The 25,492-nt window shown below is 63.7% G+C and carries 25 protein-coding genes; 20 read left to right on the top strand and 5 right to left on the bottom strand.

Features of this window, described 5'->3' with window-relative positions:
- Window positions 1-4: 4 nt before the first annotated feature.
- The 6 genes from HJ583_RS18555 to panB all read left to right on the top strand — a co-directional run bounded on the left by HJ583_RS18555 (window position 5) and on the right by panB (window position 5,649).
- A complete protein-coding gene (locus tag HJ583_RS18555) occupies window positions 5-1,702 on the top strand; it encodes an NAD(P)-binding protein (protein WP_170023305.1) in 1,698 nt (565 codons plus the stop codon).
- A 148-nt stretch (window positions 1,703-1,850) separates the two neighbouring features.
- Window positions 1,851-3,206 (top strand): polynucleotide adenylyltransferase PcnB, encoded by a 1,356-nt coding sequence (pcnB, locus tag HJ583_RS18560; RefSeq protein WP_170023306.1) that lies wholly within the window; start codon window positions 1,851-1,853, stop codon window positions 3,204-3,206.
- A gap of 3 nt (window positions 3,207-3,209) precedes the next feature.
- The gene (folK, locus tag HJ583_RS18565) at window positions 3,210-3,701 is read left to right on the top strand and encodes a 2-amino-4-hydroxy-6-hydroxymethyldihydropteridine diphosphokinase (protein WP_170023307.1); all 492 of its coding nucleotides are present in this window, start codon (window positions 3,210-3,212) and stop codon (window positions 3,699-3,701) included.
- 10 nt (window positions 3,702-3,711) lie between these two features.
- Window positions 3,712-4,053, top strand: a complete 342-nt coding sequence (locus HJ583_RS18570; RefSeq protein WP_170023308.1) for a DMT family protein — start codon at window positions 3,712-3,714, stop codon at window positions 4,051-4,053.
- A gap of 9 nt (window positions 4,054-4,062) precedes the next feature.
- On the top strand, window positions 4,063-4,698 hold the full coding sequence (locus HJ583_RS18575) for a deoxynucleoside kinase (protein ID WP_170023309.1): 636 nt from the start codon (window positions 4,063-4,065) through the stop codon (window positions 4,696-4,698).
- Window positions 4,699-4,833: 135 nt separating this feature from the next.
- The gene (gene panB, locus HJ583_RS18580) at window positions 4,834-5,649 is read left to right on the top strand and encodes a 3-methyl-2-oxobutanoate hydroxymethyltransferase (RefSeq protein WP_170023310.1); all 816 of its coding nucleotides are present in this window, start codon (window positions 4,834-4,836) and stop codon (window positions 5,647-5,649) included.
- 145 nt (window positions 5,650-5,794) lie between these two features.
- Here panB and HJ583_RS18585 read toward each other — a convergent pair whose 3' ends face one another.
- Both HJ583_RS18585 and HJ583_RS18590 read right to left on the bottom strand, forming a co-directional pair.
- Window positions 5,795-7,018, bottom strand: a complete 1,224-nt coding sequence (locus HJ583_RS18585) for a J domain-containing protein (protein WP_170023311.1) — start codon at window positions 7,016-7,018, stop codon at window positions 5,795-5,797.
- Window positions 7,018-8,268 carry an ankyrin repeat domain-containing protein gene (locus HJ583_RS18590; protein ID WP_170023312.1) on the bottom strand — a complete coding sequence of 417 codons (1,251 nt, stop codon included), beginning with the start codon at window positions 8,266-8,268 and terminating at the stop codon, window positions 7,018-7,020. Before HJ583_RS18590 ends, HJ583_RS18585 begins: the two co-directional genes overlap by 1 nt.
- Window positions 8,269-8,446: 178 nt before the next feature.
- On the opposite strand from HJ583_RS18590, the gene pgi reads away from it, so the two are divergent.
- Together pgi and HJ583_RS18600 are read left to right on the top strand one after the other, a co-directional pair.
- A complete protein-coding gene (gene pgi, locus HJ583_RS18595; protein WP_170023313.1) occupies window positions 8,447-10,081 on the top strand; it encodes a glucose-6-phosphate isomerase in 1,635 nt (544 codons plus the stop codon).
- Between the two features lie 97 nt (window positions 10,082-10,178).
- A complete protein-coding gene (locus tag HJ583_RS18600; protein ID WP_170023314.1) occupies window positions 10,179-10,574 on the top strand; it encodes a type II toxin-antitoxin system VapC family toxin in 396 nt (131 codons plus the stop codon).
- 88 nt (window positions 10,575-10,662) lie between these two features.
- Here HJ583_RS18600 and secA read toward each other — a convergent pair whose 3' ends face one another.
- On the bottom strand, window positions 10,663-13,392 hold the full coding sequence (gene secA, locus HJ583_RS18605; RefSeq protein ID WP_170023315.1) for a preprotein translocase subunit SecA: 2,730 nt from the start codon (window positions 13,390-13,392) through the stop codon (window positions 10,663-10,665).
- A gap of 180 nt (window positions 13,393-13,572) precedes the next feature.
- On the opposite strand from secA, the gene HJ583_RS18610 reads away from it, so the two are divergent.
- Window positions 13,573-14,016, top strand: a complete 444-nt coding sequence (locus tag HJ583_RS18610; RefSeq protein ID WP_158239275.1) for a DciA family protein — start codon at window positions 13,573-13,575, stop codon at window positions 14,014-14,016.
- Window positions 14,017-14,072: 56 nt separating this feature from the next.
- Here the strand turns inward: HJ583_RS18610 and HJ583_RS18615 are convergent, their stop codons facing one another.
- On the bottom strand, window positions 14,073-14,261 hold the full coding sequence (locus HJ583_RS18615; protein ID WP_170023316.1) for a hypothetical protein: 189 nt from the start codon (window positions 14,259-14,261) through the stop codon (window positions 14,073-14,075).
- 7 nt (window positions 14,262-14,268) lie between these two features.
- Window positions 14,269-15,192, bottom strand: a complete 924-nt coding sequence (gene lpxC / locus HJ583_RS18620) for a UDP-3-O-acyl-N-acetylglucosamine deacetylase (protein WP_101944244.1) — start codon at window positions 15,190-15,192, stop codon at window positions 14,269-14,271.
- Between the two features lie 124 nt (window positions 15,193-15,316).
- Here lpxC and amrB point away from each other — a divergent pair, with 124 nt between their 5' ends.
- The 11 genes from amrB (at window position 15,317) to HJ583_RS18675 (ending at window position 25,482) form a co-directional block, all read left to right on the top strand.
- Window positions 15,317-16,132, top strand: coding sequence for an AmmeMemoRadiSam system protein B (gene amrB, locus HJ583_RS18625; RefSeq protein ID WP_170023317.1), 816 nt, complete (start codon window positions 15,317-15,319; stop codon window positions 16,130-16,132).
- A 6-nt stretch (window positions 16,133-16,138) separates the two neighbouring features.
- Window positions 16,139-16,693 carry an AmmeMemoRadiSam system protein A gene (gene amrA, locus HJ583_RS18630; RefSeq protein ID WP_170023318.1) on the top strand — a complete coding sequence of 185 codons (555 nt, stop codon included), beginning with the start codon at window positions 16,139-16,141 and terminating at the stop codon, window positions 16,691-16,693.
- Window positions 16,690-17,763 (top strand): AmmeMemoRadiSam system radical SAM enzyme, encoded by a 1,074-nt coding sequence (amrS, locus tag HJ583_RS18635; protein WP_170023319.1) that lies wholly within the window; start codon window positions 16,690-16,692, stop codon window positions 17,761-17,763. Before amrA ends, amrS begins: the two co-directional genes overlap by 4 nt.
- Window position 17,764: 1 nt before the next feature.
- On the top strand, window positions 17,765-18,418 hold the full coding sequence (locus HJ583_RS18640; RefSeq protein ID WP_170023320.1) for an alpha/beta hydrolase: 654 nt from the start codon (window positions 17,765-17,767) through the stop codon (window positions 18,416-18,418).
- Between the two features lie 82 nt (window positions 18,419-18,500).
- Window positions 18,501-19,607 (top strand): pectinesterase family protein, encoded by a 1,107-nt coding sequence (locus tag HJ583_RS18645; RefSeq protein ID WP_170023321.1) that lies wholly within the window; start codon window positions 18,501-18,503, stop codon window positions 19,605-19,607.
- 93 nt (window positions 19,608-19,700) lie between these two features.
- Entirely contained in the window at window positions 19,701-21,131 is a 1,431-nt protein-coding gene (locus HJ583_RS18650) for a hypothetical protein (RefSeq protein ID WP_170023322.1), read from the top strand.
- Window positions 21,132-21,230: 99 nt separating this feature from the next.
- On the top strand, window positions 21,231-21,941 hold the full coding sequence (gene aat / locus HJ583_RS18655; RefSeq protein WP_170023323.1) for a leucyl/phenylalanyl-tRNA--protein transferase: 711 nt from the start codon (window positions 21,231-21,233) through the stop codon (window positions 21,939-21,941).
- Window positions 21,941-22,687, top strand: coding sequence for an arginyltransferase (locus tag HJ583_RS18660; protein WP_101944251.1), 747 nt, complete (start codon window positions 21,941-21,943; stop codon window positions 22,685-22,687). Before aat ends, HJ583_RS18660 begins: the two co-directional genes overlap by 1 nt.
- A gap of 259 nt (window positions 22,688-22,946) precedes the next feature.
- A complete protein-coding gene (locus HJ583_RS18665; protein WP_170023324.1) occupies window positions 22,947-23,687 on the top strand; it encodes a FadR/GntR family transcriptional regulator in 741 nt (246 codons plus the stop codon).
- 213 nt (window positions 23,688-23,900) lie between these two features.
- Complete coding sequence (locus HJ583_RS18670; RefSeq protein ID WP_170023325.1) at window positions 23,901-24,869, top strand: TRAP transporter substrate-binding protein; 969 nt, start codon at window positions 23,901-23,903, stop codon at window positions 24,867-24,869.
- A 73-nt stretch (window positions 24,870-24,942) separates the two neighbouring features.
- Window positions 24,943-25,482, top strand: a complete 540-nt coding sequence (locus tag HJ583_RS18675; protein WP_170023326.1) for a TRAP transporter small permease — start codon at window positions 24,943-24,945, stop codon at window positions 25,480-25,482.
- The last annotated feature ends 10 nt before the right edge of the window (window positions 25,483-25,492 follow it).

A 25,492-nucleotide genomic window follows, 5' to 3' on the forward strand; every position in this document is an offset into this window, starting at 1 on the left:
CCACATGGGTGACGTTCTCTTCATTGCGCTGCGCCGCCTGCGCACGCCGCTGATCACCCTCATCCTCGCCTATGCCATCTCGGTGGCCGGGCTGGTCGCCATGCCCGGGCTGGACGGCAGTGGCCAGCCCATGAAGCTGGGTTTCTTCCATGCCTTCTACGTGGTGAGTTATACCGCCACAACCATCGGTTTCGGCGAGCTGCCCTGGGTCTTCACCGACGCTCAACGCGCCTGGATCACCTTCACCATCTATCTCTCGGTCACCTGCTGGGCCTATGCGCTGGGCAGCATCTTCGCGCTGGTGCAGGAACCGGTGTTCCGCACGGCCGTGGCGCGCAGCCGCTTCACGGCGCGGGTCCGGCGCCTCGACGAGCCCTTCTACATCATCTGCGGTTACGGCCAGAGCGGCACGGCCCTGGCGCACGCCTTCGATGCACTGGGCACCCGCAGCGTGATCATCGAAACCCGCCCCGAGCGCGCCGCCCGGCCAGACGTGGAAATCTACCAGGAGCCGCCCTGCTGTCTTGCGGCAGACGCGCGCTGGCCCGACGTGCTGCAGGATGCCGGCGCGACCCATCCGCGCTGCAAGGCCCTGATCGTGCTGGTGAGCGACGACGAAGCCGCTCAGGCCATCGCCATCGGTGCGGCGGCCCTGAGCTCCGACCTGCCAGTAATCGCCCGGGTGCATAGCGCACTGGCCCGCGCCAACCTCGACAGCTTCCCGAACATCACGGCCATCGACCCCTTTGACACCTTCGCCACCAACCTTGAGCTGGCCCTGGCCATGCCCGCCGTGCTGTGGGTGGAGGACTGGCTCTCCAGCGTGCCTGGCAGCGCCTGCCCGCCACCACCGATCCTACCTGCCGGACATTGGCTCGTGCTGGGTTTCGGCCGCTTCGGCCACGCCGTGGCACGGGCCCTGGAGCGCACCGGTTCGACCTGGACCGCCATCGACTCCAACCTGCACCTGACTGATGAACCCCATCTGCAACACAGCGACAATTCGGTCGAGAGCCTCGGTGCAGCCGGCATCGACCGGGCCGTCGGCATCATCGCCGGCACCGACCGCGACGCCATGAACCTGGCCCTCGTCACGCGCGCCCGCAAACTCAATCCGAAGCTGCACGTGATCATCCGCCAGAACCATGTCGCCGAGCGCAGCCTGATCGAAGCCGCTCGCGCCCAGCAATGCTTCGTGAAATCCGAAATCATGGTGCGCGAATGCCTGCAGTTGCTGGTCGCCCCACTGCTCAACCGCTTCCTGCTGCAGGTGCGTAAGCACGGCGCGGAGCTCGCCGAACAAATCGCTGTGCGCTTGCTCACCGGGCTCGAAGAACGGGTGCCACACATCTGGGTTTTCAACGCCTACGCCTCCTACCCGGGCCTGCGCGCAGCGCTCAGCGGCCAGGCAGGAGCCCCCTTGCGCCTGAAGGAACTACAGATCCACCCGCTCGACCCGAGCTTGCAGCTGTGCGCCGTGCCCCTGCTGCTGCTACGTGGCGAGGAAGAGTTCATGCTGCCGGCACTGGACATGGAACTGCAGTCCGGCGACCGGATCCTGTTTGCCGGCCGCGAGGGCGAAGAGCGTCTGCAGCACCGCTTCCACCTCGACCCCAGCCCGCTCGAGTTCGTCCGCAGCGGCGTGGAGCCCGCCCGTAGCTGGATCTTCCGTCAGCTTCAAAAACGCCCCCGCGTGCGCTGATCATCCGCCAGCGCAGCACGCACGCGACAGTACCCGACGCTGTTTGTTCGTGCGCCCCGGCACTAAATTCCGAAGCAGGCATGCCAGGCGATATACTTCCCGGCTTCAAGAACCTCTTCAGGGCCATCGGCCCCCAGCCCACATCGGCATGATCCGCAAACTGCTGCGTCGCGTCTTCAAGAAAGCCCCCGCCTCCCTTCCCGTGGCCGAGGCGGCTGCCATCCCGCTGGAACTTCACGGCATCCGCCGCGAAATGGTCTCACCCGCCTCGCGCAAGGTCTGCCATGTGCTGCAGGAAGCCGGCTTCAAGGCCTACGTGGTCGGCGGTGCGGTGCGCGACCTGATCGCCCGCATCGACCCGAAGGATTTCGACGTGGCCACCAATGCCACGCCGGAAGAGGTGCGCCACCTGTTTCGCCGCTCGCGCATCATCGGCCGGCGCTTCCGCATCGTGCACGTGATGAGCGGGCCGGAGACCATCGAAGTCTCCACCTTCCGTGCGCTGCACGACGAAGACACCGTCACCGACGAGCACGGCCGCGTACTGCACGACAACACCTGGGGCACGATCGAAGCCGACGCCACCCGCCGGGACTTCACGGTGAATGCGCTCTACTACGACCCGACCACCGAAACCGTGCTGGACTTCCACCACGGCGTGGCCGATCTGAAGCAGAAAACCATGCGCGTGATCGGTGACCCGGCGACGCGCTACCGCGAAGACCCGGTGCGCATGCTGCGCGCCGTGCGTCTAGCCGCCAAGCTCGACCTGGCCCTCGATCCGGACGCCCGCAAGCCGATCCGCGAAATGAGCGAGCTGCTGGCCAATGTGCCCGCCGCACGCCTCTTCGACGAAATGCTCAAGCTGCTCTCCTCCGGCTACGCCGTGGTGAGCCTCAAGCGCCTGCGCGACGAGGGCCTGCACCACGGCCTGCTGCCCCTGCTCGACGTCATCCTGGAGCAGCCGCAGGGCGAGAAATTCGTCTGGCTGGCCCTCGAAAACACCGATGAACGCGTGCGCGCTGGCAAACCGATCTCTCCTGGCTTCCTGTTCGCCACCCTGCTGTGGCACGAAGTGCTAAGCAACTGGAGCGCCCGCAAGGAGCGGGGCGAGTATCCGCAGCCGGCGCTGTTTGAAGCCATGGACGAAGTGCTCGCCTCACAGGCCGAGAAGCTCGCCATCACGCGCCGTATCGCGGGTGACATCACAGAAATCTGGGCACTCCAGCCACGCTTCGAGAAGCGCGCCGGCAAAGCACCTTTCCGCCTCATTGAGCAGCCACGCTTTCGCGCTGCGTACGACTTCCTGCGCCTGCGCGCCGAATCTGGCGAGATCGAGATGGCGCTGCCGGACTGGTGGGATGATTTCGCCAATGCCAACACCGATGATCGCGAAACCATGCTGGTAGCAGACAAGAAAGGTGACGGCGCGGCCCGCAAGCGTCGCCCCCGCCGCCGCAAGCCGCGCAGTGAAGCCGGCGGCGCCGAGCCGGCAGGCGAATAAGCGATGGCCGTACTCGCCTGGATCGGACTGGGTGCCAATCTCGGCGACCCGGTCAACACCCTCAGGGAAGCCTTCACCGCATTGGGCCAGCTGCCCGGTTGCCGCGTACTGACGTCCTCCAGCCTCTACCGCACCGCCCCGCAAGGGCCGGGCACCGAAGGCCAGCCGGACTATGTCAATGCCGTGGCGGCACTGGATACCACCCTCGCCGCCCCCGAACTGCTCGAAGCCCTGCTCGAACTCGAAAAGAACTTCGGCCGCCAGCGCAGCACACGCAACGCTGCCCGCACCCTGGATCTCGACCTGCTGCTCTACGGCTGCGAGATTCTCGATGCGCCCGGCCTGCACCTGCCCCACCCGCGCATGCACGAACGTGCCTTCGTGCTCATCCCGCTCGCCGAACTGGCGCCGGAAACCCGCATTCCCGGCCGCGGCCCGGTGCTCGAACTGCTCAACGCGCTGCCGGACCAGCGCATCGCACGTATCGCCGACTGAAGGAAAGCCGATGCCGATCTGGATGCAAACCGCCGGCCTGCTCGTCGCCTCCAACGTGTTCATGACCTTTGCCTGGTATGGCCACCTCAAGCATCTCGGCAATCGCCCCTGGTTCATCGCAGCGCTGATCGCCTGGAGCATCGCCCTCTTCGAATACGTGCTTCAGGTCCCCGCCAACCGCATCGGCGCCCAGGCCTACTCGCTGGGTCAGCTCAAGATCATGCAGGAAGTGATCACGCTGGCCGTATTCGTGCCCTTCGCCGTGTATTACATGGACGAGCCCCTCAAGCTCGATTACCTGTGGGCCGCGCTATGCATGCTGGGTGCGGTGTACTTCATCTTCCGCACCTGAAAGCCCGGAATGCTCGAAAAAGCCCGCTACATCGTCGTCGAAGGCCCGATCGGGGCCGGCAAGACCAGCCTCGCCCGGCGCCTCTCGGAGCGCCTGTCGGCCAGTCTGGTACTCGAACAGCCGGAGATGAATCCCTTCCTCGCCCGCTTCTACGCAGAGCGCGAGCGCTGGGCCCTGGCCACCCAGATCGAATTCCTGTTCCAGCGCGCCGATCTGCTCGCCGAAGCCACTCGCCTCTTGCAGGGTGGCCAGCGCGTCATCAGTGATTTCGTGCTCGAGAAAGATCCGCTCTTCGCCAGTCTCAATCTCACCGAGGACGAAGCGCGCCTGTACGAAAAGGTCTTCACCCAGCTGCGCCCGGCGCCGCTCAGGCCGGATCTGGTGATCTACCTTCAGGCCCAGCCCGAGACCCTGATCGAACGAGTCAGGAAACGCGGGCTGGATGCCGAGCGCCGCATCACCGAGCAATACCTTGGCACCGTGTCGGAGCGCTATGCGCGCTTCTTCCACGATTACAATGCCGCCCCGCTGTTCGTGATCAACGCCGAAGTCCTGAATCCGGTCGACGAAGACGACGACTTCGAACTGATCCTGCAGCGCCTGCAAGCCATGCGTGGCTATCGCGAATACTTCAGCTACGCCTGAACCCGTCTCGCTGCGCAGCGTTCATGCATCTATAAAAAGGCTGGATGCCCGTCAGCAGGAGATTGACGGACAATGCGCTCCCGTTCGCCGGCGACGCATTCGCCCGGCTCGTCGCCACACCGCACAGGAGTCGACATGAGTTACCTCGAAAACGCCAAGCCCGTCACCCTCACCAGCCTGGCCGCGATGCGCCAGAACGGCGAGAAGATCGCCATGCTCACCGCCTACGATGCGAGCTTCGCCGCACTGTGCGAGCGCAACGGCGTGGATGTGCTGCTGATCGGAGATTCACTCGGCAACGTGATCCAGGGCCAGAAAACCACCCTGCCGGTGACGATGGAGCAGATGGTCTATCACACCGAGTGCGTGGCGCGCGCCGCCCAGCGTGCCTGGGTGATCGCCGACCTGCCCTTTGCCAGCTACCAGGAAAGCCCGCAGCAGGCCCTGCGCAACTCGGCGCGCCTGATGGCCGCCGGCGCCCAGATGGTGAAGCTTGAAGGCGGTGCCGTGATGGCCGAGACGGTGCGCTTTCTGGTCGAGCGCGGTGTACCGGTGTGTGCCCACATCGGCCTCACGCCGCAATCGGTACATCAGCTCGGCGGCTATCGCGTGCAGGGCAGAACTGAAGCGGGCGCGGCACAGATGAAAGCCGATGCGCTGGCACTCGAAGCGGCTGGCGCCGCCATGGTCGTACTGGAAATGGTGCCCGCCACCCTGGCCGCCGAACTGACCGCCCAACTCAGCAGCATGGCCACCATCGGCATCGGTGCCGGTAAGGACTGTGATGGTCAGGTGCTGGTCTTGCACGACATGCTGGGCGTCTATCCCGGCAAGAAGGCACGCTTCGTGAAGAACTTCATGGACGGCGCGGCGAGCATCGATGCGGCCGTAGCCGCCTATGCCGCTGCGGTGAAGGACGGCAGCTTCCCGGCGCCGGAACACACCTACTAAGTTGCGAGCGGCAAGGGCGCGCCTTCGGCGCAACAAGCTTCAAGTAAAAACCCGGCGGGATGCGCGGCCAAAATTCATGGTTTGCGGGCCACAACTCGCAACTTACAACTTGCGACTTGAAGCCGCGTAGCGGTGCTCTGGCAAGCTACTCGCACTGACTGCGGATGAACTCCGCCATCTTGCGCAGCCGCGCCGCATCAAAAGTGCCGTCGGCCTCATCACGAGTCACGAAGAGATTGATGCCGGCATCAAAGCCATTGGCGGCGAACCAGCCTTGGCGCTCCTGCCAGGCAGTACGCAAAGCTTCGCTCTCAAGCACGCCCAGATGCTCCCATAGCAGGCTCTGCCCCTTGGCATCCCGGATCGTGAAGGCCGGCTCACGCTCACCCGGGCGGGCGCTGCCGGCCAGAGGCTGACGGTAGGCGTACTCCAGCCCTAGTTCGTCGAGCAGCGCGGCGATCGCCAGCTCGGCCGGGCTGAACTGTGGCTGGCGCATCGCGGCCTCATCCTCTGCCGGTTCGTCCTGTGAGTCGCCCGGTTCGCCTTCCGGGCTGGGTTCGCCCGCCGCAGCCACTTCAGCGGCCACCGGCATCAGGGCCTGCTGACGCAGCCGGGCAAGCTCGTTCTCGGCGCGGGCAATGTCGCGCTCGATACCGATCTCGATGATGCGCAGCTTGTCCTCCCCCCGTGCCTCAGCCTCCTCCACCGCCTTGTAGAGCCGGTAGAGGCCGGACTCGCGCAGGGTCGCGGTGGTCTGGCCGATATTGCTGATCTGCTCCCGCACCCTCGACATCAGGCGGATGGTGCGGATCAGGCGGGTGGCCGCATCGTCCTCGCCCGGCTGGGCGCGCATCTGGTATTCGTCGATCAGGGCCTGGATGGTGTGCACATGGCCATCGCGATAGGCCACATTGATACGCGACATGATCTCGTCACGCAGGCTGCGGTCGTCGTCATCACCGGCGCGGTCCGGGTGTACGATCTTGGCCGCCATCCGGTAGTACTTGCGCAGATCATCACTGGGCATGAACTCCTCGGCACCCGGATCGATATCGATGGCGCGGGCGGCTTCAGCGCTGGCCTGAGCCTGAGTACTGGCAGCGCGGGCGGCAGCCTGGCGCAGCGCATCGCGTGGTGCGAGGCGCACGCGCAGCTGGGCAATCTCGGCGCGCACGCGATCGAGCCGCGCATACAGATCCCCTACCCGGCGCCAGTAGCGCAACTTGAAGGCAGCCAGGCCATTCTGCAGGGTGGCGTATTCGGTCTGCACCTCGGCGTAGCGCTCTTCGAGCACTTCGAGCTGCTGCAGCTTGGCTTCGAGCTCAAGCTCCTCGGGTGCGGGGCGATCACTGCTGAGCCACTTGAACATCAGGTCTGACTCCTGCCGGCCCACTCACGATAGGCGCGGGCGAGATGCGGGCGGTTTTCGGGGCCCAGGGTTTCGGCCAGCCAGTCGCTGAGCACCAGCAGGCTGCGATTGGAAAACGGGGACTCGACCAGCAGGTTTTCGAGAAAATCGCGCTGTTCGGCATAGTCATCCGGACTGCAGCGCACCAGTTGTTCGTCGAGCGGACCATAAACCGCGTCAGGCTGGCCCTGCAAGGCGCGCTGCAGCACACCGGGCAGCAGCGGATTGCCGCTGCGTTGCGCCATTTCCAGCGCGCTTTCGCCACTGGCCGGCTCGATCAATGCTGGGTTGGCGCCGTAGCACAGGAGCATCGCGGCCGCTTCCAGATGACCATTCACTACCGCGTAATGCAAAGCGCTGAGCCCGGTCGTGCCGCCTTCAAACGCGCACACCTCCTGAGCATCCGGCTCAGCGCCGGCGGCCAGCAGCACCTCGAGCACCCCCACCGCACCACGTGCGGCCGCGTAGTGGAGCGGCGTACGCAAGTCGGCGCACGCCGCGTCACGCGTGGCGCCGGCCTTCAGCAGCAGAAAGGCGGTGGCAGCACAGTTGCTCAGGGCGGCAGCATGCAGGGGCGAGCCGCCACCGAATGCACCGAGCTGATCATCAAAGGAATGCCAGCCAGACATCGCATCCACATCCGCTCCGGCAGCAATCAAGGCTTCGACCAGCGCCGTCATACCTTGCCCGGCAGCCAGATGCAGTGCGCTTTCGCGCCGCCCCGGCAAGCTCGCATTGGGGTCGGCCCCGGCCGTCAGCAAGCTCAGCGCAGCGTCCTCGCAACCCGCCTCGCAAGCCACCAGCAAGGGCGTAGCGCCCGGAAAGAACACGCCTTCGCGCAGATGGCCGCTGGGAGAATCAAGCGGCGCGCCCTGCTCGACCAGTAAACCGAGTGCCGCCAGCGAAGCACGCCGGGCCGCAAAGTGCAGCAGTTGCTGGCCCTCGTCGTCGTCCGAACGGTATTCCAGCAACTCCGGCTCGTCGCGCAGCAAGCGCGCCAGGGGGGCCAGCTCATTGCGTTCAATGAGGATACAAGCCTCGGCGTACTGCACAGCCAGATCGCCTGCCACGCGATCGCGCCACAGGATGGCCAGTCCGCGATTGACGAAGCCGGCGGCATCCTGCACCAGCACGGCCAGCTGGCGCTCGGGCGTAGCCAGCGCGGCGTGGGGCGTGACAAGCGTGCTGAGGCTACTGGCTTCCGGGTTCATGCAGGGCCGCAAAAGGGTGGATGACCCTGCATGATACTGGCCTCAGCCGGCGGCTGCGCGGGCTCATACTCCTAGAGGCAGCGCGGCACGCCGTATTCCGTACTCGCCCGCAGCGCCCCGGCCGGCTTATCATCACAGAACTGAACTGAATGCCATTGACCGACCGGAATCCACGCCGATGAACCCGACCCAGACCCTTGCCTGGCAACAACTCGCAATGCACGCCCGTGCGCTCGAAGCCACCCACCTGCGCGAGCTCTTCGCGGCCGATCCCGACCGCGCCGGCCACTTCAGCAGCAAGGCCTGCGGCATCCTGCTCGATTACTCGAAAAACCGGATCACGGCCGACACCCTGCGCGAACTGCTGGCACTCGCCGAAGAATGTGCGCTGGGCAGCGAGATCCGCGCCATGTTCGAGGGGGGCGAGATCAACAACACCGAACACCGCGCCGTGCTGCACACCGCGCTGCGCGCCCAGGGCGAAGTTCAGGTCCGTGTGCAGGGCGAAGACGTGATCCCGGCGATCCGCGAAGTCCGCGCTCGCTGTGCAGCCTTCAGCGAACGCGTACGCAGCGGCGAATGGCTTGGCTACAGCGGCGAGACCATTACCGACATCGTGAACATCGGCATCGGTGGCTCCGACCTCGGCCCGCTGATGGTCTGTGAAGCACTGAAACCCTATGCCGACGGCCCCCGCCTGCATTTTGTCTCCAACGTAGATAGCCTGCACCTCACCCAGACGCTGGCTGGCCTGAACCCGGCACGTACCCTGTTCATCATTGCGTCCAAAACCTTCACCACGGTCGAGACCCTGACCAATGCCCGCAGCGCCCGTGCCTGGCTGGTCAAGGCCGCCGGCTCGGAGTCGGCTGTCGCCAAGCACTTCGTGGCGGTATCGACCAACGCAACCAAGGTTGCTGAGTTCGGCATCGACACCGCCAACATGTTCGGCTTCTGGGACTGGGTCGGCGGCCGTTACTCGCTGTGGAGTGCCATCGGCCTGCCTATCACCCTCGTCATCGGTGCCGCCGGCTTCGATGCCCTGCTCGAAGGCGCGGCCGACATGGATCAGCACTTCCGCACAGCCCCGTTCAAGGACAACCTGCCGGTGCTGCTGGGCCTTCTGGGCGTGTGGTATGTGAACTTCCTGGACTGCCGCTCACAGGTCGTCGCCCCCTACAACCAGACCCTGCACCGCCTGCCGGCCTTCCTGCAGCAACTGGACATGGAATCCAACGGCAAACAGGTGCGCGCAGACGGCAGCCCGGTCGACTACGCCACGGGCCCGGTGATCTGGGGTGAGCCCGGCACCAACGGCCAGCACGCCTTCTTTCAGCTGATCCATCAGGGCACGGCGGTGATCCCGGTTGATTTCATCCTCGCCCTCTCGCAACCGGGTCAGCTCGCTAACCACCGCGTGAGCCAGATCGCCAACTGCCTTGCCCAGTCAGCCGCCCTGATGCAAGGCAAGACAGCGGACGAAGTACGCGCCGAGATGGAGGCCAAGGGCGTCGCCACGGCAGAAATCGAAACCTTGCTGCCGCACCGCGTCTTCCCCGGCAACCGCCCGAGCAACACCTTGCTGCTGGACGATCTCTCGCCACGCACGCTGGGGGCACTGCTGGCGCTCTACGAACACAAGGTCTTCGTGCAAGGCAAGATCTGGGGCCTGAACTCCTTCGACCAGTGGGGTGTGGAGCTCGGCAAACAGCTTGCCAGCGGGATTGAGCAGCGCCTCAGTGCTGCGAGTGGCCCTCGCTATGACACATCGACTGAAGCGCTACTGGCTTACATCGGCAAATCCATATCCTGACCCCCTTCAGCAAACATTCATCAGAAAGCCGGTCCGTAAGACTGGCTTTCTTGCTTTCAGCCTTCCGCTTTGACGCGCCGTCAGACAGCTCGGGCGCATGGCTATCTCAAGCATCATGCTCGCCGAGCGGGCGCATGGCGCTGAAAAAGGCAGCCAGGTTTCACGCAACCTCACCGTGGTGGAAGACTTCTGCAGCCGCCTGGCCGTGCCGCCCCATGGCGAACGCGAGGCACATCATTACGGCGGCCTCCGAGCCGCGCCGGAGAAAACGGGCCAGCCCATCGGCGCAAACGATCTGCATAGGGCAGCCCACGCTCGCGCGCAGGGGCTGACGCTGATCAGCAATAATCTGCGCGAATTCGAACGCGCGCCGGGCCTGTTACCCGAGAACAGGGTGTCAGTACCAAGATTTCGACAGACACAAAAAAAGCCAGACACTGTCTGGCTTTTTTTATTCATCATCGCCCGAACCAGGCGTTGGCGGAAAGCGTAGCGAGCGGGCCGCGATTGAGGCGAGACACGCAGCCGTATGCTTTATACAGCGAACATCACAGCCTCAAGCCCGGTTCGCGCAGCACGCTTTACGCCAATGCCCCGTGGCACTGCTTGTACTTCTTGCCTGAACCGCATGGGCAAGGATCATTGCGCCCCACGCGCAAGCCGTTGTTTTCAACCGGCAGCTGCTTCTTCTCGGTGACGGCCGCCTCCGCCAGCGCTTCGTCGTAGTCAGCGTGGTGGTATTGCACGTTTTCCACACCCGGATGCTGTTCGGCGACCTCTTCGATCTGCTCCTCTGAACGCACCTGCACGGTCATCAGCAAACGCACCACTTCGGTCCGCACGGTGTCCAGCAAGGATTCGAAGAGTTCGAAAGCTTCGCGCTTGTATTCCTGTTTCGGGTTCTTCTGCGCATAGCTGCGCAGATGGATGCCCTGACGCAGGTGATCCAGCGCAGAAAGGTGTTCGCGCCAGTGCTGATCAAGGGTATTGAGCATCACGCTGCGCTCGAAACCAGCCCAAGCGTCGTGCTGCACATCCTTGACCTTGTCGGCATAGGCCTGATCGGTCGCTTCAACCACCTTGACGAGCAGGTCTTCGTCAGAGAGACGGGTGTTGTCCTTGGCCCACTGGCCCACCGGTACCTCTACACCATACTCGGCCTTGAGCGCCTTCTCGAAACCGGCCAGATCCCACTGCTCTTCGACCGACTCAGCCGGCACGTAGGTGCGGAACAGTTCGGCGATCACACCCTGGCGCATGGCAGTGATGGTCTCGCCAATATCGCTGGCTTCAAGCAGTTCGTTGCGCTGGTGGTAGATGACCTTGCGCTGATCGTTGGCTACGTCATCGTACTCGAGCAGTTGCTTGCGGATATCGAAGTTGCGCTGCTCGACCTTGCGCTGGGCGGACTCCAGCGAACGGTTGACCATGCCTGCTTCGATCGGCTCGCCTTCAGGCATCTTCAGGCGCTGCATGATGGCGGAGAGACGCTCGCCGCCGAAGATCTTCATCAGCGGGTCTTCCAGCGACAGGTAGAAGCGGCTGGCGCCGGCATCCCCCTGACGACCGGAGCGGCCGCGCAGCTGGTTGTCGATCCGACGCGATTCATGGCGCTCGGTACCGATGATCTTGAGGCCACCAGCGGCCAGAACCTGCTCGTGCAGGCCCTGCCACTCATTGCGCAGGGTGGCGATCTTGTCGGCTTTCTGCTCGTCAGAAAACTCGGTGTTTTCCTTGACCAGCGAGATCTGCTTCTCGACGTTGCCGCCCAGCACGATGTCCGTACCACGGCCGGCCATGTTGGTGGCAATGGTGATCACGCCGGGACGCCCGGCATCCGCCACGATCTCGGCTTCACGGGCGTGCTGCTTGGCATTGAGCACGTTGTGCGGCAGCTTCTCGACCTTGAGCAGTTCGGACAGGAGTTCGGAAGACTCGATCGAGGTGGTACCGACCAGCACCGGCTGACCACGCTCGTGGCAGTCCTTGATGTCCGCAATGATGGCGGCGTGCTTTTCCTTCTCGGTGCGATAGACCAGATCGTTCATGTCCAGGCGGATCATGGGGCGATTGGTCGGGATCACCACCGTTTCCAGCCCATAGATGGAGTGGAATTCGTAGGCCTCGGTATCGGCCGTACCCGTCATGCCGGCAAGCTTGCCGTACATGCGGAAGAAGTTCTGGAAGGTGATCGAGGCCAGGGTCTGGTTCTCGGAGTTGATCTTCACGCTTTCCTTGGCTTCCACGGCCTGATGCAGACCGTCGGACCAGCGGCGGCCAACCATCAGGCGGCCGGTGAATTCATCAACAATGATCACTTCGCCGTTCTGCACCACGTACTGCTGATCCTTGTGGAACAGCGAGTGCGCACGCAGCGCGGCGTACAGGTGATGGATCAGCAGGATGTTGCCCGGCTCGTAGAGGCTGCGGCCTTCGGGCAGCAAGCCCAGACGCACCAGAATCTCTTCAGCATGGTCATAGCCTTGCTCGGTCAGCAGCACTTGCTGCTGCTTGAGGTCGACGGTGTAGTCGCCCGGCACGGTAACGTTGTCGTCCTCACCTTCCTGCTGGGTCAGCAGGGGCGCCACAGCATTCATGCGCACATAGAGGTCGGTGTGATCTTCGGCCTGGCCGGAGATGATCAGCGGCGTACGCGCTTCGTCGATCAGGATCGAATCCACCTCATCGACGATGGCAAAGTTCAGGCCGCGCTGGGCACGCTGACCGAGCTCGTAGACCATGTTGTCGCGAAGGTAGTCGAAGCCGAACTCGTTGTTGGTCCCGTAGGTGATGTCCGCAGCGTAGGCGGCAAGCTTCTCGGCTTGCGGTTGCTGCGAATAGATCACGCCAGTGGAAAGGCCCAGGAAGCTGTAGATGCGCCCCATCCAGTCCGCATCGCGGCTGGCAAGGTAATCGTTCACCGTCACCACATGCACGCCCTGGCCGGTGAGAGCATTCAGATAGACCGGCAGCGTAGCGGTCAGCGTCTTGCCTTCACCGGTGCGCATTTCGGCGATCTTGCCATCGTGCAGCACCATGCCACCGACCATCTGCATGTCGAAGTGGCGCATGCCGTGCACCCGCAAGCCGGCTTCGCGGACTACCGCAAATGCCTCCGGCAGCAGTGCATCGAGGCTTTCGCCCTTGGCGATGCGCGCCTTGAATTCCTCGGTCTTGCCGCGCAGCGCTTCATCGCTGAGCGCCTGGATCTGCGGCTCAAGGGCGTTGATGGCACGCACCTTGTGCATGTATTGACGGACCAGCCGGTCATTGCGGCTGCCGAAGACTTTCTTGAGAAGGCCAGCGATCATTTTGGATGGACGAGTAAGGCGCGGCAAAGACGCGGATTCTAGCATGCGGCCCCGGCATGGCCCGCCGGGCGTTTCGGAGGCCGATCAGCTCTTCCTTGCTTGCTTGCTACAACGCAAACACGGCATGCTTGAGCCCTGCTGACTCACTCCCCCTTGTGCGCCCACATGGGGCCGATTTCGATGGCTACAAGCCCGCTCAACCGTTTCATCGGACGCTCGGACGTCCTCGCCCGCCTGCAGGACCACGCCGCCCTCCTGCAGCGCCTGCAGCGCAAGCTCGACGCTGCCCTGCCGGCGGTATCGCGAGGAGCCGCGCAGGTGGCCAATTTCCAGGACGGCGAACTGATCCTGCACGTGGCCTCGCCCGTGATGGCCACCCGTCTCAAACTGGGGCTGGAAACCCTCAAGCATTCACTGCAGGTGGCCGGCGAGCCGATCCAGAGCATCAAGGTGAAAGTGCGGGCCAGCCCCTTTACGGGCAACGGGCGCGAAGAGGAAGTCATCGTGCGGCCGATTGGCGCCGACGGGCGGGCTGCGCTGCTGGGACTGGCTGAAGGCCTCAAGCCGGACGATCCGCTGGCGCGGGCCCTGAAGCGGATGATCGAGCGCAGCGCAAAGGGCTGATGCCTGAGCGCTTGAGCGGGGGCCAGCGGCCCGCGCGTTTCCAGTAGGAGCGGCCCTCAGACCAGCGGCGCGATCAGGCGTTCGAACACCAGCAGGACCAGGGTGACCAGCCCCACAACGAGTCCGTAGCGGAACAGATTCCAGGCCCAGCGGAAGAAGTGTGGCTGCCGCGTGAGCAGGCCCAGCGCGGCACACACACCGATGGCCAGAGCCAGTGCGAGGGCAACCAGGCGCAGGATCAGCATGACCGCCTCAGGCAAAGGCCAGCTGGGTTTCGAGCTGGCCGCGCAGGGTTTCGGGCAGCTTTGCGTCATCTTCGAAAGTAACGATCTCCCAGGCTTCCTTATCCTCCAGCAGCACGCGCAGGATCTGGTTGTTGAGCGCATGGCCAGACTTGTTGGCCACGTAATGCGCGAGCAGCGGATGGCCGCACAGGTAAAGATCGCCAATGGCGTCGAGCACCTTGTGCTTCACGAACTCATCCGCATAGCGCAGGCCGTCCGGATTGAGGATCTTGTATTCGTCCAGCACGATGGCGTTATCGAGGCTGCCGCCCTGCGCCAGGCCCATGCCGATCAGCACCTCCAGATCCTGCACGAAACCGAAGGTGCGGGCCCGCGCTACGTCGCGCGAATAGCTCTGATTGGCAAAATCCACGGTCACTTCGGTGGCCGTGCCATCGATAGCCGGATGATTGAAGTGGATCGCAAAGGAGAGTTTGAAACCATCATGTGGCAGCAGGCGCACGGATTTATCACCTTCCACATACTCCACCGGCTTCTTCACGCGCAGGAAACGCTTGGGAGCGTCTTGCAGCTCGAAGCCCACCGACTGCAACAGGAACACGAAAGGCGCGGCGCTACCATCGAGAATCGGGATCTCGGGCGCATCGACGTCCACATAGCAGTTATCCACGCCCAGCCCGGCCAGGGCGGACATCAGGTGCTCTACGGTGCCGATCTTGGCGCCATCCTTCTGCAGACCGGAGCACATGCGCGTATCGACGACCGCGTAGGGATCGCAGAACAGATCCACCGGTGGCGTCAGATCCACGCGACGAAACACGATACCGGTATCGGGGGCTGCGGGTCGCAGCGTCATTTCCACGCGCTTGCCGCCATGCAGGCCCACGCCGGTTGCCTTGACCACTGCTTTTAGGGTTCTCTGTCTGATCACGCCGCTATCCTGTTGTTCATATTGAATAATTCATGCGATTGTAACGGACAGCCGGGCAATTCAGCCCGGCCAGGTGGGGTTCCCGCTACCTATAATCAGGATAGCCTCTCACTCGCCCCTGCCCATGGCCACCCAGCCCGTCCGCCCCGCCGCCGTTGCCGGTCTGTTCTACCCGGCCGATCCGCATACGCTGAGCGCGCAGTTGCACAGCCTGCTCGCACAAACCGAGCGGCCGTCCGCCCTGCAGCCGCCCAAGGCGCTGATCGTGCCGCATGCCGGCTACATGTACTCCGGCCCGATCGCCGCTAGCGCCTATGCCATGCTGGAAGCCTTGCGCGACATCATTCGCCGCGTGGTACTGGTGGGGCCCAGCCACCGCGTGGCCTTTGCCGGAGCCGCCCTGCCCGGCTGCGCCGCCTTCGCCACACCGCTCGGCAATGTGGAGATCGATAGCGAAGCCGTGTTCACGCTTGCTCAACGCCCTGGCGTGGTTTTCGATGACAGTGCCCACGCTCAGGAGCACGCGCTGGAAGTCCAGCTGCCCTTCCTGCAGACCGTGCTGGAGCACTTTCGCATCCTGCCGCTGACCCTTGGCATGATCGAAGCCCAGCAGGTCGCCGAGCTGCTCGAAGCCGTGTGGGGCGGGCCGGAAACCCTGATCGTGGTGAGTTCTGACCTCTCCCACTACCACCCCTATGCCCAGGCCCAGGCCGACGACATGGACAGCATCGGCCAGATCCTCGAAGGCGAAGGGCCACTCAACCACGAGCAGGCTTGCGGCGCCACCGCGATCAATGCACTGAGCATCGCCGCCCGACGCCACGGCCTCTTGCCGCGCCTGCTTGATCTGCGCAACTCGGGCGACACGGCAGGCGACCGCTCACGCGTGGTCGGCTACGCGGCCCTGAGTTTTTCGCCCGGCCAGCGCCGCACGCACTGAGTCGCCATGACCACCGACGCCGCACTCGGCCCCCTCCTCCTTGCCCAGGCACGAGCGGCAATTGCCGGCACGCTGGGGCTGAAGGCGACCGAGCCCGGCGATCACCCGGCCCTGCATGAGCTCGGTGCCAGCTTCGTCACCCTCACCCGCGAAGGGCAGCTGCGCGGCTGCATCGGTCAGCTCCAGCCGGTCAAGGCGCTCGGCGCGGACGTAGCCGACAACGCCCGCGCAGCGGCTTTTCGCGACCCTCGCTTCGCCCCGCTCACAGCCGAAGAATGGCCCGATCTGCAGATCGAGGTTTCGGTGCTGGGGCCGGTGAGCTTCGTGCACTGCCCCACCGAAGAAGATTGCCTGCGCCAGCTCACGCCTTTCGAAGACGGCGTGATCCTCGCCAGCGGCGCGCGGCGCGCCACCTTCCTGCCACAGGTCTGGGAGCAGTTGCCGGACCCGCAGGACTTCATCCGCCAGTTGCTGCAGAAAGCCGGCCTGCCGGTCGACCTGTGGCCCGCCGACATGCAGGTCGGCCGCTACCACGTCGCCAAGTACAAGGAAGCCGGATGAATCACCCGGCGCGCTGGTGGCATCTGCTTGATGACGGCCGCCTCCAGTGCGACCTCTGCCCGCGCGACTGCCGCCTGCATGCCGGCCAGCGCGGCGCCTGCTTCGTGCGCGAGCGGGTCGACAACGAGATGGTACTCAGCACCTACGGCCGCAGCTCCGGCTTCTGCCTGGACCCGATCGAGAAGAAACCGCTCAACCACTTTCTGCCGGGCAGCTCAATCCTTTCCTTCGGCACCGCCGGCTGTAACCTCGCCTGCAAGTTCTGCCAGAACTGGGACATCTCCAAATCCCGCGACATGGACCGGCTGATGGATCAAGCCAGCCCGCTCACCATCGCCCGCGCCGCGCGCAAGATCGGCGCGGCCAGCGTGGCCTTCACCTACAACGACCCGGTGATTTTCGCCGAATACGCCATCGACATCGCCACCGAATGTCATGTCGAGAATGTGCGCACGGTGGCCGTCACCGCCGGCTACATCCACCCCGAGCCGCGACGCGAATTCTTCGCCGTGATGGATGCCGCCAACGTCGACCTGAAAGGTTTCACGGAGGATTTCTATGTGAAGCTCTGCGGTGCGCACCTCGCCCCGGTGCTCGACACCCTGCAGTGGATCAAGCATGACAGTCGCACCTGGCTGGAGATCACCACCCTGCTGATTCCCGGCGCCAACGATGGCGACGCCGAAATTAAGGCACTGAGCGACTGGGTCTGCCGCGAACTGGGCCCCGAAGTACCGCTGCACTTCACCGCCTTCCACCCCGACTACAAGCTCACCGACCGCCCCCCTACGCCACTCGCCAGCGTGCAGCGGGCGCGCCGCATCGCACTGGATGCCGGGTTGCGCCACGTCTACACCGGCAACGTGCATGACCCTGACGGCGCCACCACCCATTGCGCGCACTGCGGCACAATCCTGATCGAGCGCGAAGGCTATGCCATCCGCCATTACCACCTCAGCCCGACAGGCTGCTGCCCCGCCTGTGGTCAGCCACTCGCCGGGCATTTCGCAGCGCAGGCCGGACATTTCGGCAACCGGCGTATTCCGATCCAGCTTGCCGGCAAAGGATGAAATGACAAGCCCCCATGAATTACGTATCCAGACTGGCAAGGTCTGGCTCGATGCCCTCCACGCCAGCCCCGCACAGCCGCGCGGCCTGATTCTCTGTGCCCTGCCGCACATTGCACAGTTGCGCGATTCACGCGACAGCCACGCCGCCGGCTTCCTGCATGAAGCCGGTTTCGCCACCCTGCTGGTCAGCCTGCTCACCCCCTACGAAGCCCAGCACGATTCCGACGCGCATTACGACATTGCCCTGCTCGACCAACGCATCGCCGCCCTGCTCGAATGGATCGCTCACCAGCCAAGTCTGCAAGGCCTGCCACTAGGCGTACTGGCGAGCGACAGCGTGCTCGGCGCCTGCATCCGCCAGTTCGCGCGCGAGCCCGGCGATGTGAGCGCACTGGTCAGCCGCGCCGGGCGCCCGGAACTTGCCGGCGCCGCCCCGCTGCGCAGCCTGCAAGTACCACTGATGATGATCGTGCCCGAAGCCGCCAGCGAACTCGTAGCCCCCAGCCAACAGGCCTGGAAACTGCTCGGCGGCGAAAAACTCTGGCATACCGTTCCCGGCGCCAGCGCCAGCCTGATCGAGCCGGGAAGCCTGGAGAACGCCAGCCGTGCTGCCTGCGCATGGTTCCTGCGGCACATGCCAGCCGCAGAGCGCTGAAACCAGCTTGACCCGCCTGCATTGGCACCGGAAACACGGCACTGCTATCCTGCCCGCGAACCCGTTTTCGCTGGAGCACGCCATGAATCCTGATCGCCGCCAATTTCTCACCCGCAGCAGCCTCGCCTTCGCCGCCCTCGGCCTCGGCGCCTGTGCCAGCGCCCCCGCCAAGCCCAAGGACGGGCCGGACAGCGTGGTCGACGCCACATTCACTGGCAAGGCCGGCAGCCTCATCAATGGCCGCCCCACCTACCAGACCGTGCAGCAAGCGCTCGATGCCGCGCCGGTCTTCGGTGACTGGTGGGTCCAGCTCAAGCCCGGACGCTACGTCGAGAAGATCACCGTCATGAAGAGCGGCCTGCGCCTCACCGGTGAAGACCGCGAGCGCTGCGTGCTGAGCTTCGATGCCTACGCCGGCCAGGTCAAACCCACCGGCGGCTTCTGGGGCACAGATGGCAGCGCCACACTGACGATCCGTGGCACAGACTTCAGCGCCGAAAGCCTCACCATCGAAAACAGCTTCGACTACCTCGGCAACATGGCGCGAGACCGCAACGGCCCCGACTTCATCCGGGGCAGTCAGGCTCTCGCCGTCTACATCGGCGGCCAGGCCGACCGCTGCAGCTTCCGCAACGTCAGCCTGCTGGGCTATCAGGACACGCTCTGCCCCCACGTCGGCCGCAGCTACTTCGAGCGCTGCCTGATCGCTGGCAACGTCGACTTCATCTTCGGTGGCGGCCAGGCCTGGTTCGAAGAATGCGAGCTGCGCGCCCGCCCGGCTGGCTATGCCACCACCAAGGCGGGCTACCTCACTGCGCCGAGCACCCACGTAAGCGAAAAATACGGCTTCGTCTTCAATCGCTGCCGCTTGAGCCGCGAGGCCGGTGTGGCGAACGCCAGCGTCGCCCTGGGCCGCCCCTGGCACCCGAATGGCGCGGCGGACGCCATCGGCCAGTCCGTCTTCCTCGAATGCTGGATGGATGCCCACATCACCGCCGAGGGCTGGGACTCGATGAGTTCCACCACCAAGACCGGCGAACGCGTCACCTACACCCCCGAGCAATCGCGCTTCTTTGAATACAAGAGCAGCGGCCCGGGCGCAGCCATCAACGCCAGGCGCCGCCAGCTTGCCGAAACACAACTGACAGATTTCAGCCGGGACAAGCTGCTGGGTAGTTGGCACCCCTGAGCAGTCCGCCGGATGCGTGCGTCAACGCATCCGGCGCGTTAGCTAGAATGCGCGTCGTCATAAAAAACAAGACCGAACACAAAAGGGGGAAACATGAAAGGAACAGCACTGTTGCGCGCCCTGAGCGCCGCAGCCGGCCTGCTGACGCTGGGTACAGCACATGCCATGCTGAGCTTCACCCAGAAAAACGAGGTATTGATGGTGCAAGGCAAGGCCGAAACTGGCGATGCCGACCGGCTGCAGGCCGCGCTCACGCCGGGCATCACCACGCTGGTCCTGCGCTCCCCCGATGGCAACAACTGGCAGGTGGCCTCGGCGCTGGCCGAGAAGGTCGAGAAGGCCAAACTCACCACGGTTGCCCACGGCAGTTGCGAAACTTTCACATGCGCCATGATGTTCCTCGCCGGGCAGCGGCGCATGTTCAGCGGCGCAGGCCGCCCCGAGATGCATTACGTCTCCCTGTTGTTCGGCGACACCACCTACCGCCAGACCGAAGACCAGACCGCAATGAGCCGGGTCGTCAGCTGGTGGGAAGATCACACCGCGCTCTCCGGTAAGGATCTGCTGATTCATCGCGACTCAATTTTCTCAACCAACATGGACGGCATGTACGACCGCAAGGTGTTCTTCGCGCCGGGGGCACAACATTCGCTCGGCGCCGTCCTGCACTGTTCGGGAGAGCGCGCCAAGAAGCTCGGTCGCTATCAGTACCTGAGTGACTGCATGACAGCACCCGGCTCTGCCCTGCAAAAGAAGATCATCACCACCGAAGAACTCTTCACCCACGAAGCCCTTACCGAGCGCGCCGACATCACGCCTCCGCCGGCCACGCAGATCGCCGGGCTCGACAGCACACCAATCGCTCCGCTGAGCGAAAAGTGCATTGAGGCTTACAAGCTTTTCCTCAAGCAGGACTCCCCGCGCGCCTTCGTGGTCGGAGCGGACCAGTCCTGCAAATGGGCCAATGCTCAGGTTGCCCGCCCCTATGAAGTCGCCCTCTATGCCTGCCGCAACGCAAAGATCGGCGAATGTCGCTTCTACGCGATTGATGACAAGGTCGTCTTCGTTCCCTTCGATCAGGCTGCGCCCGTCATTGCCGCCGTGCCAGCTGCTGTCAGCAAGGTTGCCAGCTCAGCCACCAGCAGCGGTGTGCCGCCCTACTTCACCCCCACCCTCAAGCCCGAGCACGTCACGCTGAGCCTGGCCCGCGATTACAGCAAGGATGCAGGCCTGCAGGGCATCGCCGACCAGTTCACGCTGGAAGGCAAGGTCGTGCTCTTTGCCAACATCTCGTGGGAACCTGCAGACTGGGCACCTGGCCTGCAGCACATCGAAGTCAAATGGTTCAAGGGCAACCAGCTGATTCGCACCCAGCGCAACACAAAGGTTGAGTACAAGCGCTCGCCCGGTACTTTCTGGGCCACACAAACCACTGTCGGACTGGGCGAAGGCCAGTGGCGCGCCGAGTTCCACGCCAACGGAGTGTTACTCGGCAGCAAAACCTTCACGATCAGCTCCAACTGATCGCATTGACGCACGCCGTTCAGGGGCGGTTCTTCTGCAGAAGGCCGCCCCTGTTCATTCATGCCCTAGAATGGACGCAAGCCCGCCAGACCAAGCCGCATGATCCCCTGCCTCAACCCCGAGCATCCGCCAGCCTTCCCCCCGGTGACCCGCGCCCTGCGCGACCCGGCCGGCCTGCTCGCGGCCGGCGGGCTTCTGGAGCCGGAATGGATCCTCGCCGCCTACCGCGCGGGCATTTTTCCGTGGTTCTCGGAAGGAGACCCGATCCTGTGGTGGAGCCCGGATCCACGCATGGTGCTGCGTCCCGGCGAAGAGCGCATCAGCGCTTCACTCCGGAAAACCCTGCGCCGCGGCCACTACGAAGTACGCTGTGACACGGCCTTCCGCCAAGTGATCGACGCCTGCGCAGCGCCGCGCAGCTATGCCGACGGCACCTGGATCGTGGCGGACATGCAGGAAGCCTATTGCCACCTCCATGAACTGGGCTGGGCGCACAGCGTGGAAACCTGGATCGATGGCGAACTCGTCGGCGGGCTCTATGGTGTAGCCATGGGGCGGGTATTCTGCGGCGAATCGATGTTTCACCGCGCCACTGACGCCTCCAAGATCGCCTTCGCCCATCTTGCCCGCCTGCTTGCACGGGAAGGATTTGCAATCCTGGATTGCCAGATGAACACCACTCATCTAGCCTCGCTGGGAGCCGCCGAGATTCCGCGCCATGCCTATGTGGCTGGCCTCAAGGAATGGACCCGCGATGCCGTTCCCGGCACATGGCCCGCTGATTTTGCGCAGGCCGACTGGAGGAGCTGATGTCCCAGTTGCAGGATCTGCCTTACGCCCTGCTGCAGTTCTACGCCACGGCGCCCTATGAATGCTCCTATCTGCCAGAGCGTCAGGCGCGCTCGCAGGTCGCCACGCCGGCCCACATGGTCGACACCCAGCTCTACAGCCAGCTCGTACGCGATGGTTTCCGCCGCAGCGGCATCTACACCTACCGCCCCTGGTGCGATGCCTGCCGCGCCTGCGTGCCGGTGCGCCTGCCCGTTGCCGAGTTCACACCCAACCGCAGCCAGCGTCGCGCCTGGGCACAGCATCAGAATCTTGAGGCGCGTGAGGCCGAGCTGCGTTTCTCGGAAGAGCACTTCGACCTCTACCGCCGCTACCAGCATGCCCGCCATGAAGGCGGCGGCATGGATCAGGATGATCGCGAGCAATACGCCCATTTCATGCTCGAAAGCCAGGTCGACACGCGCCTGATCGAGTTCCGCGAAAACGGGGTATTGCGCATGGTGAGCCTGATTGACTGCCTCAGTGACGGCCTCTCCAGCGTTTACACCTTCTACGACACCGAAGTGCCGGGCGCCTCTTACGGCAGTTTCGGCATCCTGTGGCAGATCGCCAGCTGCCACAGCATCGGCCGCCCCTACCTGTATCTGGGTTACTGGATTCGCGACAGTCGCAAGATGAGTTACAAGCAAAAGTTCCGCCCCCTCGAAGGCCGCGTGGGCGGACAGTGGCGACGCCTCGAGGAAAGCGACTTCAGTCAGCTTGGCTAAAACGCCGACAAACGCTTGCGAAGCGACCCGGCTTGTTCAGTAGTTGCCTGACAAGCATTCCAGGGCATGCACAATCAAGGTTTATACGTAAGAAGTTGTCTTACCAGACACCCCAAAATAGCCCAAAAGCATGCGGGTTAACACCTAGCAAACCCTTGCCAGATCAAAAAAATCGGGCTTTTCGGCGACTTGTCCGAAAAAGGTTTACATCGCCTACAAGGTGTAAGGCAAAATGCGCCGACTCTTACAGGAGGGGCACATGGCTGACATCCAGCCGGATAGAAAAACCAGGGCAAGCGGCACGAATCGGGTGGACACCGTCTACACCGGCATCGTGGAAGCCATGTCCAACGGAGACTTCCCGGAAAACGCGCGTCTGCCGACCGAAGCCGAGCTGGCACTGCAGTACGGCGTCTCCCGCCCGACCGTGCGTGAAGCACTTTCCCGTCTGCGTCTGGATGGCCTGATTGCCTCCAAGCGCGGCTCCGGCAGCTATGTACTGCGCCGCCCGGATCGCAATATCAAGCGCTTTGCCCCGATCGAAAGCATTGCCGACGTGCAGCGCTGCTTCGCCTTCCGCATCGCGCTGGAAGCGTCCGGAGCCAGCCTCTCGGCCGAAATGCGTACTCCGCGTGATCTGGACGACATCCGGCGCTGTTTCGATGCGATGGAAGCTGCACGCAATCAGGACGACAACATCGCCTTCGTCGAACACGACCTGCAGTTTCATCTCGCCGTCGCGCGTGGTTCGCAGAACGTTTTCTTCGTCACGGCGCTGGAACTGATCATCGAGCAGATGCGGGTGGGCATGCAGTTGGCGCTGAATCTCTCGCTCGAACGCGAACGCGTGTGGCGTGAGCTGGTGCAGATTGAGCACCGCGAGATCCTCACCGCAATCGAAAAGGGCTCCTCGGTCGATGCAGCCGAGGCGATGCGTTTTCACCTCGGCAACGCTCGCCGCAGACTGTTTGAAGGCCCCGCTCAGAAGACCTCCGGATAAGCGCGGGTCAGGTGTTGCTCAAGGGCAACACTGACATCGCACCCGAAGGGTATGGCATCGAAAACACGATATCCCCCGGTGATATCGTCGTAGCACCCCGCTCAGGCGGTATGGATTCCGATCCGCATCACCTGTGAGGGCTGGTTTCAGGAGATGGACGGCCCCGGCCGGACGTTTTTTGTTTTGTTGGTCACTATCAGGAGACACACGATAATGCGTACATCAAAGCTGGCAGCAGTACTGGCCACGGCGATTTTCGCCGCCGCCCCCGTAGCAGCCGTGGAAATCAAGGCCGCTGACGTCCACCCCGAGGGCTACCCGAACGTGGTGGCCATGCAGAATCTGGGCAAGAAGCTTGAAACCCAAAGCAAGGGCAAATACACCCTGAAGATGTTCCCGGGTGCCGTTCTGGGCGATGAAAAGTCCATGATCGAGCAGACCCAGGCAGGCGGCATCGACATTCTGCGCACCTCGCTTGGCCCGCTGGGCCCGGTGGTGCCGGAAGTGAACGTGTTCAACATGCCCTTCGTGTTCCGTGACGAAGCTCACATGCGCAAGGTGATCGACGGCCCGATCGGCGACGAAATCCTTGCCAAGATCAGCGCCAGCTCCGCCAAGCTCGTGGCACTGGGCTGGATGGACGGCGGCACGCGCAACCTGTACACCAAGAAGCCGGTGCGCAAACCGGCTGACCTGGCTGGCCAGAAGCTGCGCATGATGGGCAACCCGCTCTTCATCGACACCATGAACGCCATGGGCGGCTCGGGCATCTCGATGGGCTTCGGCGAACTCTTCAGCGCCATGCAGACCGGTGTGGTTGACGGTGCCGAAAACAACGTGCCGACCTATGTGACGCAGAACCACTTCACCGTCGCCAAGTACTACGACCTGACCGGCCACCTGATCATTCCCGAAATCTTCGTGTTCTCGAAGGCCAAGTGGGAAAAACTGACCCCGGAAGACCAGGCTCTGATCAAGAAGCTGGCCAAGGAAGCTCAGTTTGAGCAGCGCGCCCTGTGGGACAAGCGCGTCACCATGGACTCCGCCCGCCTCAAGGCTGCTGGCGTGACCATTGTGGCCGACGTCGACAAGCAAGCCTTCTACAAGGCCACCCAACCGGTGCGTGACAAGTACGGTGCCCAGTTCGCCGACCTGATCAAGCGCATCAACGACGTCAAGTAATACCGCTGCACCAAGGAACTGGCGGGTCTGCCCGGCCCGCCAGTTTTTTTGCGGCCTTTTGGAGCAAGTAGCAATGAAAGATACGTACTGCAAGGCAATGGATGCGGTGTATTGGCTCTGCATCTGGATTGCCGGTCTGGCCATGGTGGTCATGACCCTCGTCATCCCGGTTCAGGTGGTTGCCCGCAAGTGGTTCGATTCCGGCCTCTCCTGGCCTGAGCCGATGGCCCTCATGTGCATGATCATCTTTACCTTCGTCGGCTCGGCTGCGGCCTATCGCGCTGGTTCGCACATCGCTGTGACCATGCTCACCGATCGCCTGCCCCCCCAAGGCAAATACATCTTTGCCCGCATCGTCGACCTGCTGATGGCCCTCGTGGCCCTCTTCGTGATCGTCTACGGCACCGACCGTGTGCTCTTCTTCATGGAAACCGGTCAGACGCTTGCCGACTTCACCCAGATTCAAGTGAGCTGGACTTACCTGCCCCTGCCCATTGGCTCGGCGGCAACCCTGCTTTTCATCATCGAATCCTTCTTCTTCGGCTCCCAGCACCATCGCCCGATCGTCACGATCGGCAGCCATGGTGGCAGCGCTGAAGATTCGACCAACTAAGGAGCCCGTC

This window comes from Uliginosibacterium aquaticum, from assembly GCF_012972705.2.
GTDB classification, from domain to species: Bacteria; Pseudomonadota; Gammaproteobacteria; order Burkholderiales; family Rhodocyclaceae; genus Uliginosibacterium; species Uliginosibacterium aquaticum.

Coding starts and splice junctions, on each gene's coding strand:
- HJ583_RS18615 (WP_170023316.1), bottom strand. CDS start 14,261: ATGCTGATCCTGCGCCTGGTTGCCCTCGCACTGGCTCTGGCCATCGGT.
- panB (WP_170023310.1), top strand. CDS start 4,834: ATGAGTTACCTCGAAAACGCCAAGCCCGTCACCCTCACCAGCCTGGCC.
- HJ583_RS18670 (WP_170023325.1), top strand. CDS start 23,901: ATGCGTACATCAAAGCTGGCAGCAGTACTGGCCACGGCGATTTTCGCC.
- pcnB (WP_170023306.1), top strand. CDS start 1,851: ATGATCCGCAAACTGCTGCGTCGCGTCTTCAAGAAAGCCCCCGCCTCC.
- HJ583_RS18575 (WP_170023309.1), top strand. CDS start 4,063: ATGCTCGAAAAAGCCCGCTACATCGTCGTCGAAGGCCCGATCGGGGCC.
- HJ583_RS18555 (WP_170023305.1), top strand. CDS start 5: ATGGGTGACGTTCTCTTCATTGCGCTGCGCCGCCTGCGCACGCCGCTG.
- amrA (WP_170023318.1), top strand. CDS start 16,139: ATGACCACCGACGCCGCACTCGGCCCCCTCCTCCTTGCCCAGGCACGA.
- HJ583_RS18585 (WP_170023311.1), bottom strand. CDS start 7,018: ATGTTCAAGTGGCTCAGCAGTGATCGCCCCGCACCCGAGGAGCTTGAG.
- folK (WP_170023307.1), top strand. CDS start 3,210: ATGGCCGTACTCGCCTGGATCGGACTGGGTGCCAATCTCGGCGACCCG.
- HJ583_RS18650 (WP_170023322.1), top strand. CDS start 19,701: ATGAAAGGAACAGCACTGTTGCGCGCCCTGAGCGCCGCAGCCGGCCTG.
- amrS (WP_170023319.1), top strand. CDS start 16,690: ATGAATCACCCGGCGCGCTGGTGGCATCTGCTTGATGACGGCCGCCTC.
- amrB (WP_170023317.1), top strand. CDS start 15,317: ATGGCCACCCAGCCCGTCCGCCCCGCCGCCGTTGCCGGTCTGTTCTAC.
- aat (WP_170023323.1), top strand. CDS start 21,231: ATGATCCCCTGCCTCAACCCCGAGCATCCGCCAGCCTTCCCCCCGGTG.
- HJ583_RS18600 (WP_170023314.1), top strand. CDS start 10,179: ATGGCTATCTCAAGCATCATGCTCGCCGAGCGGGCGCATGGCGCTGAA.
- secA (WP_170023315.1), bottom strand. CDS start 13,392: ATGATCGCTGGCCTTCTCAAGAAAGTCTTCGGCAGCCGCAATGACCGG.
- HJ583_RS18610 (WP_158239275.1), top strand. CDS start 13,573: ATGGCTACAAGCCCGCTCAACCGTTTCATCGGACGCTCGGACGTCCTC.
- HJ583_RS18660 (WP_101944251.1), top strand. CDS start 21,941: ATGTCCCAGTTGCAGGATCTGCCTTACGCCCTGCTGCAGTTCTACGCC.
- HJ583_RS18590 (WP_170023312.1), bottom strand. CDS start 8,268: ATGAACCCGGAAGCCAGTAGCCTCAGCACGCTTGTCACGCCCCACGCC.
- HJ583_RS18645 (WP_170023321.1), top strand. CDS start 18,501: ATGAATCCTGATCGCCGCCAATTTCTCACCCGCAGCAGCCTCGCCTTC.
- HJ583_RS18570 (WP_170023308.1), top strand. CDS start 3,712: ATGCCGATCTGGATGCAAACCGCCGGCCTGCTCGTCGCCTCCAACGTG.
- HJ583_RS18640 (WP_170023320.1), top strand. CDS start 17,765: ATGACAAGCCCCCATGAATTACGTATCCAGACTGGCAAGGTCTGGCTC.
- HJ583_RS18665 (WP_170023324.1), top strand. CDS start 22,947: ATGGCTGACATCCAGCCGGATAGAAAAACCAGGGCAAGCGGCACGAAT.
- HJ583_RS18675 (WP_170023326.1), top strand. CDS start 24,943: ATGAAAGATACGTACTGCAAGGCAATGGATGCGGTGTATTGGCTCTGC.
- pgi (WP_170023313.1), top strand. CDS start 8,447: ATGAACCCGACCCAGACCCTTGCCTGGCAACAACTCGCAATGCACGCC.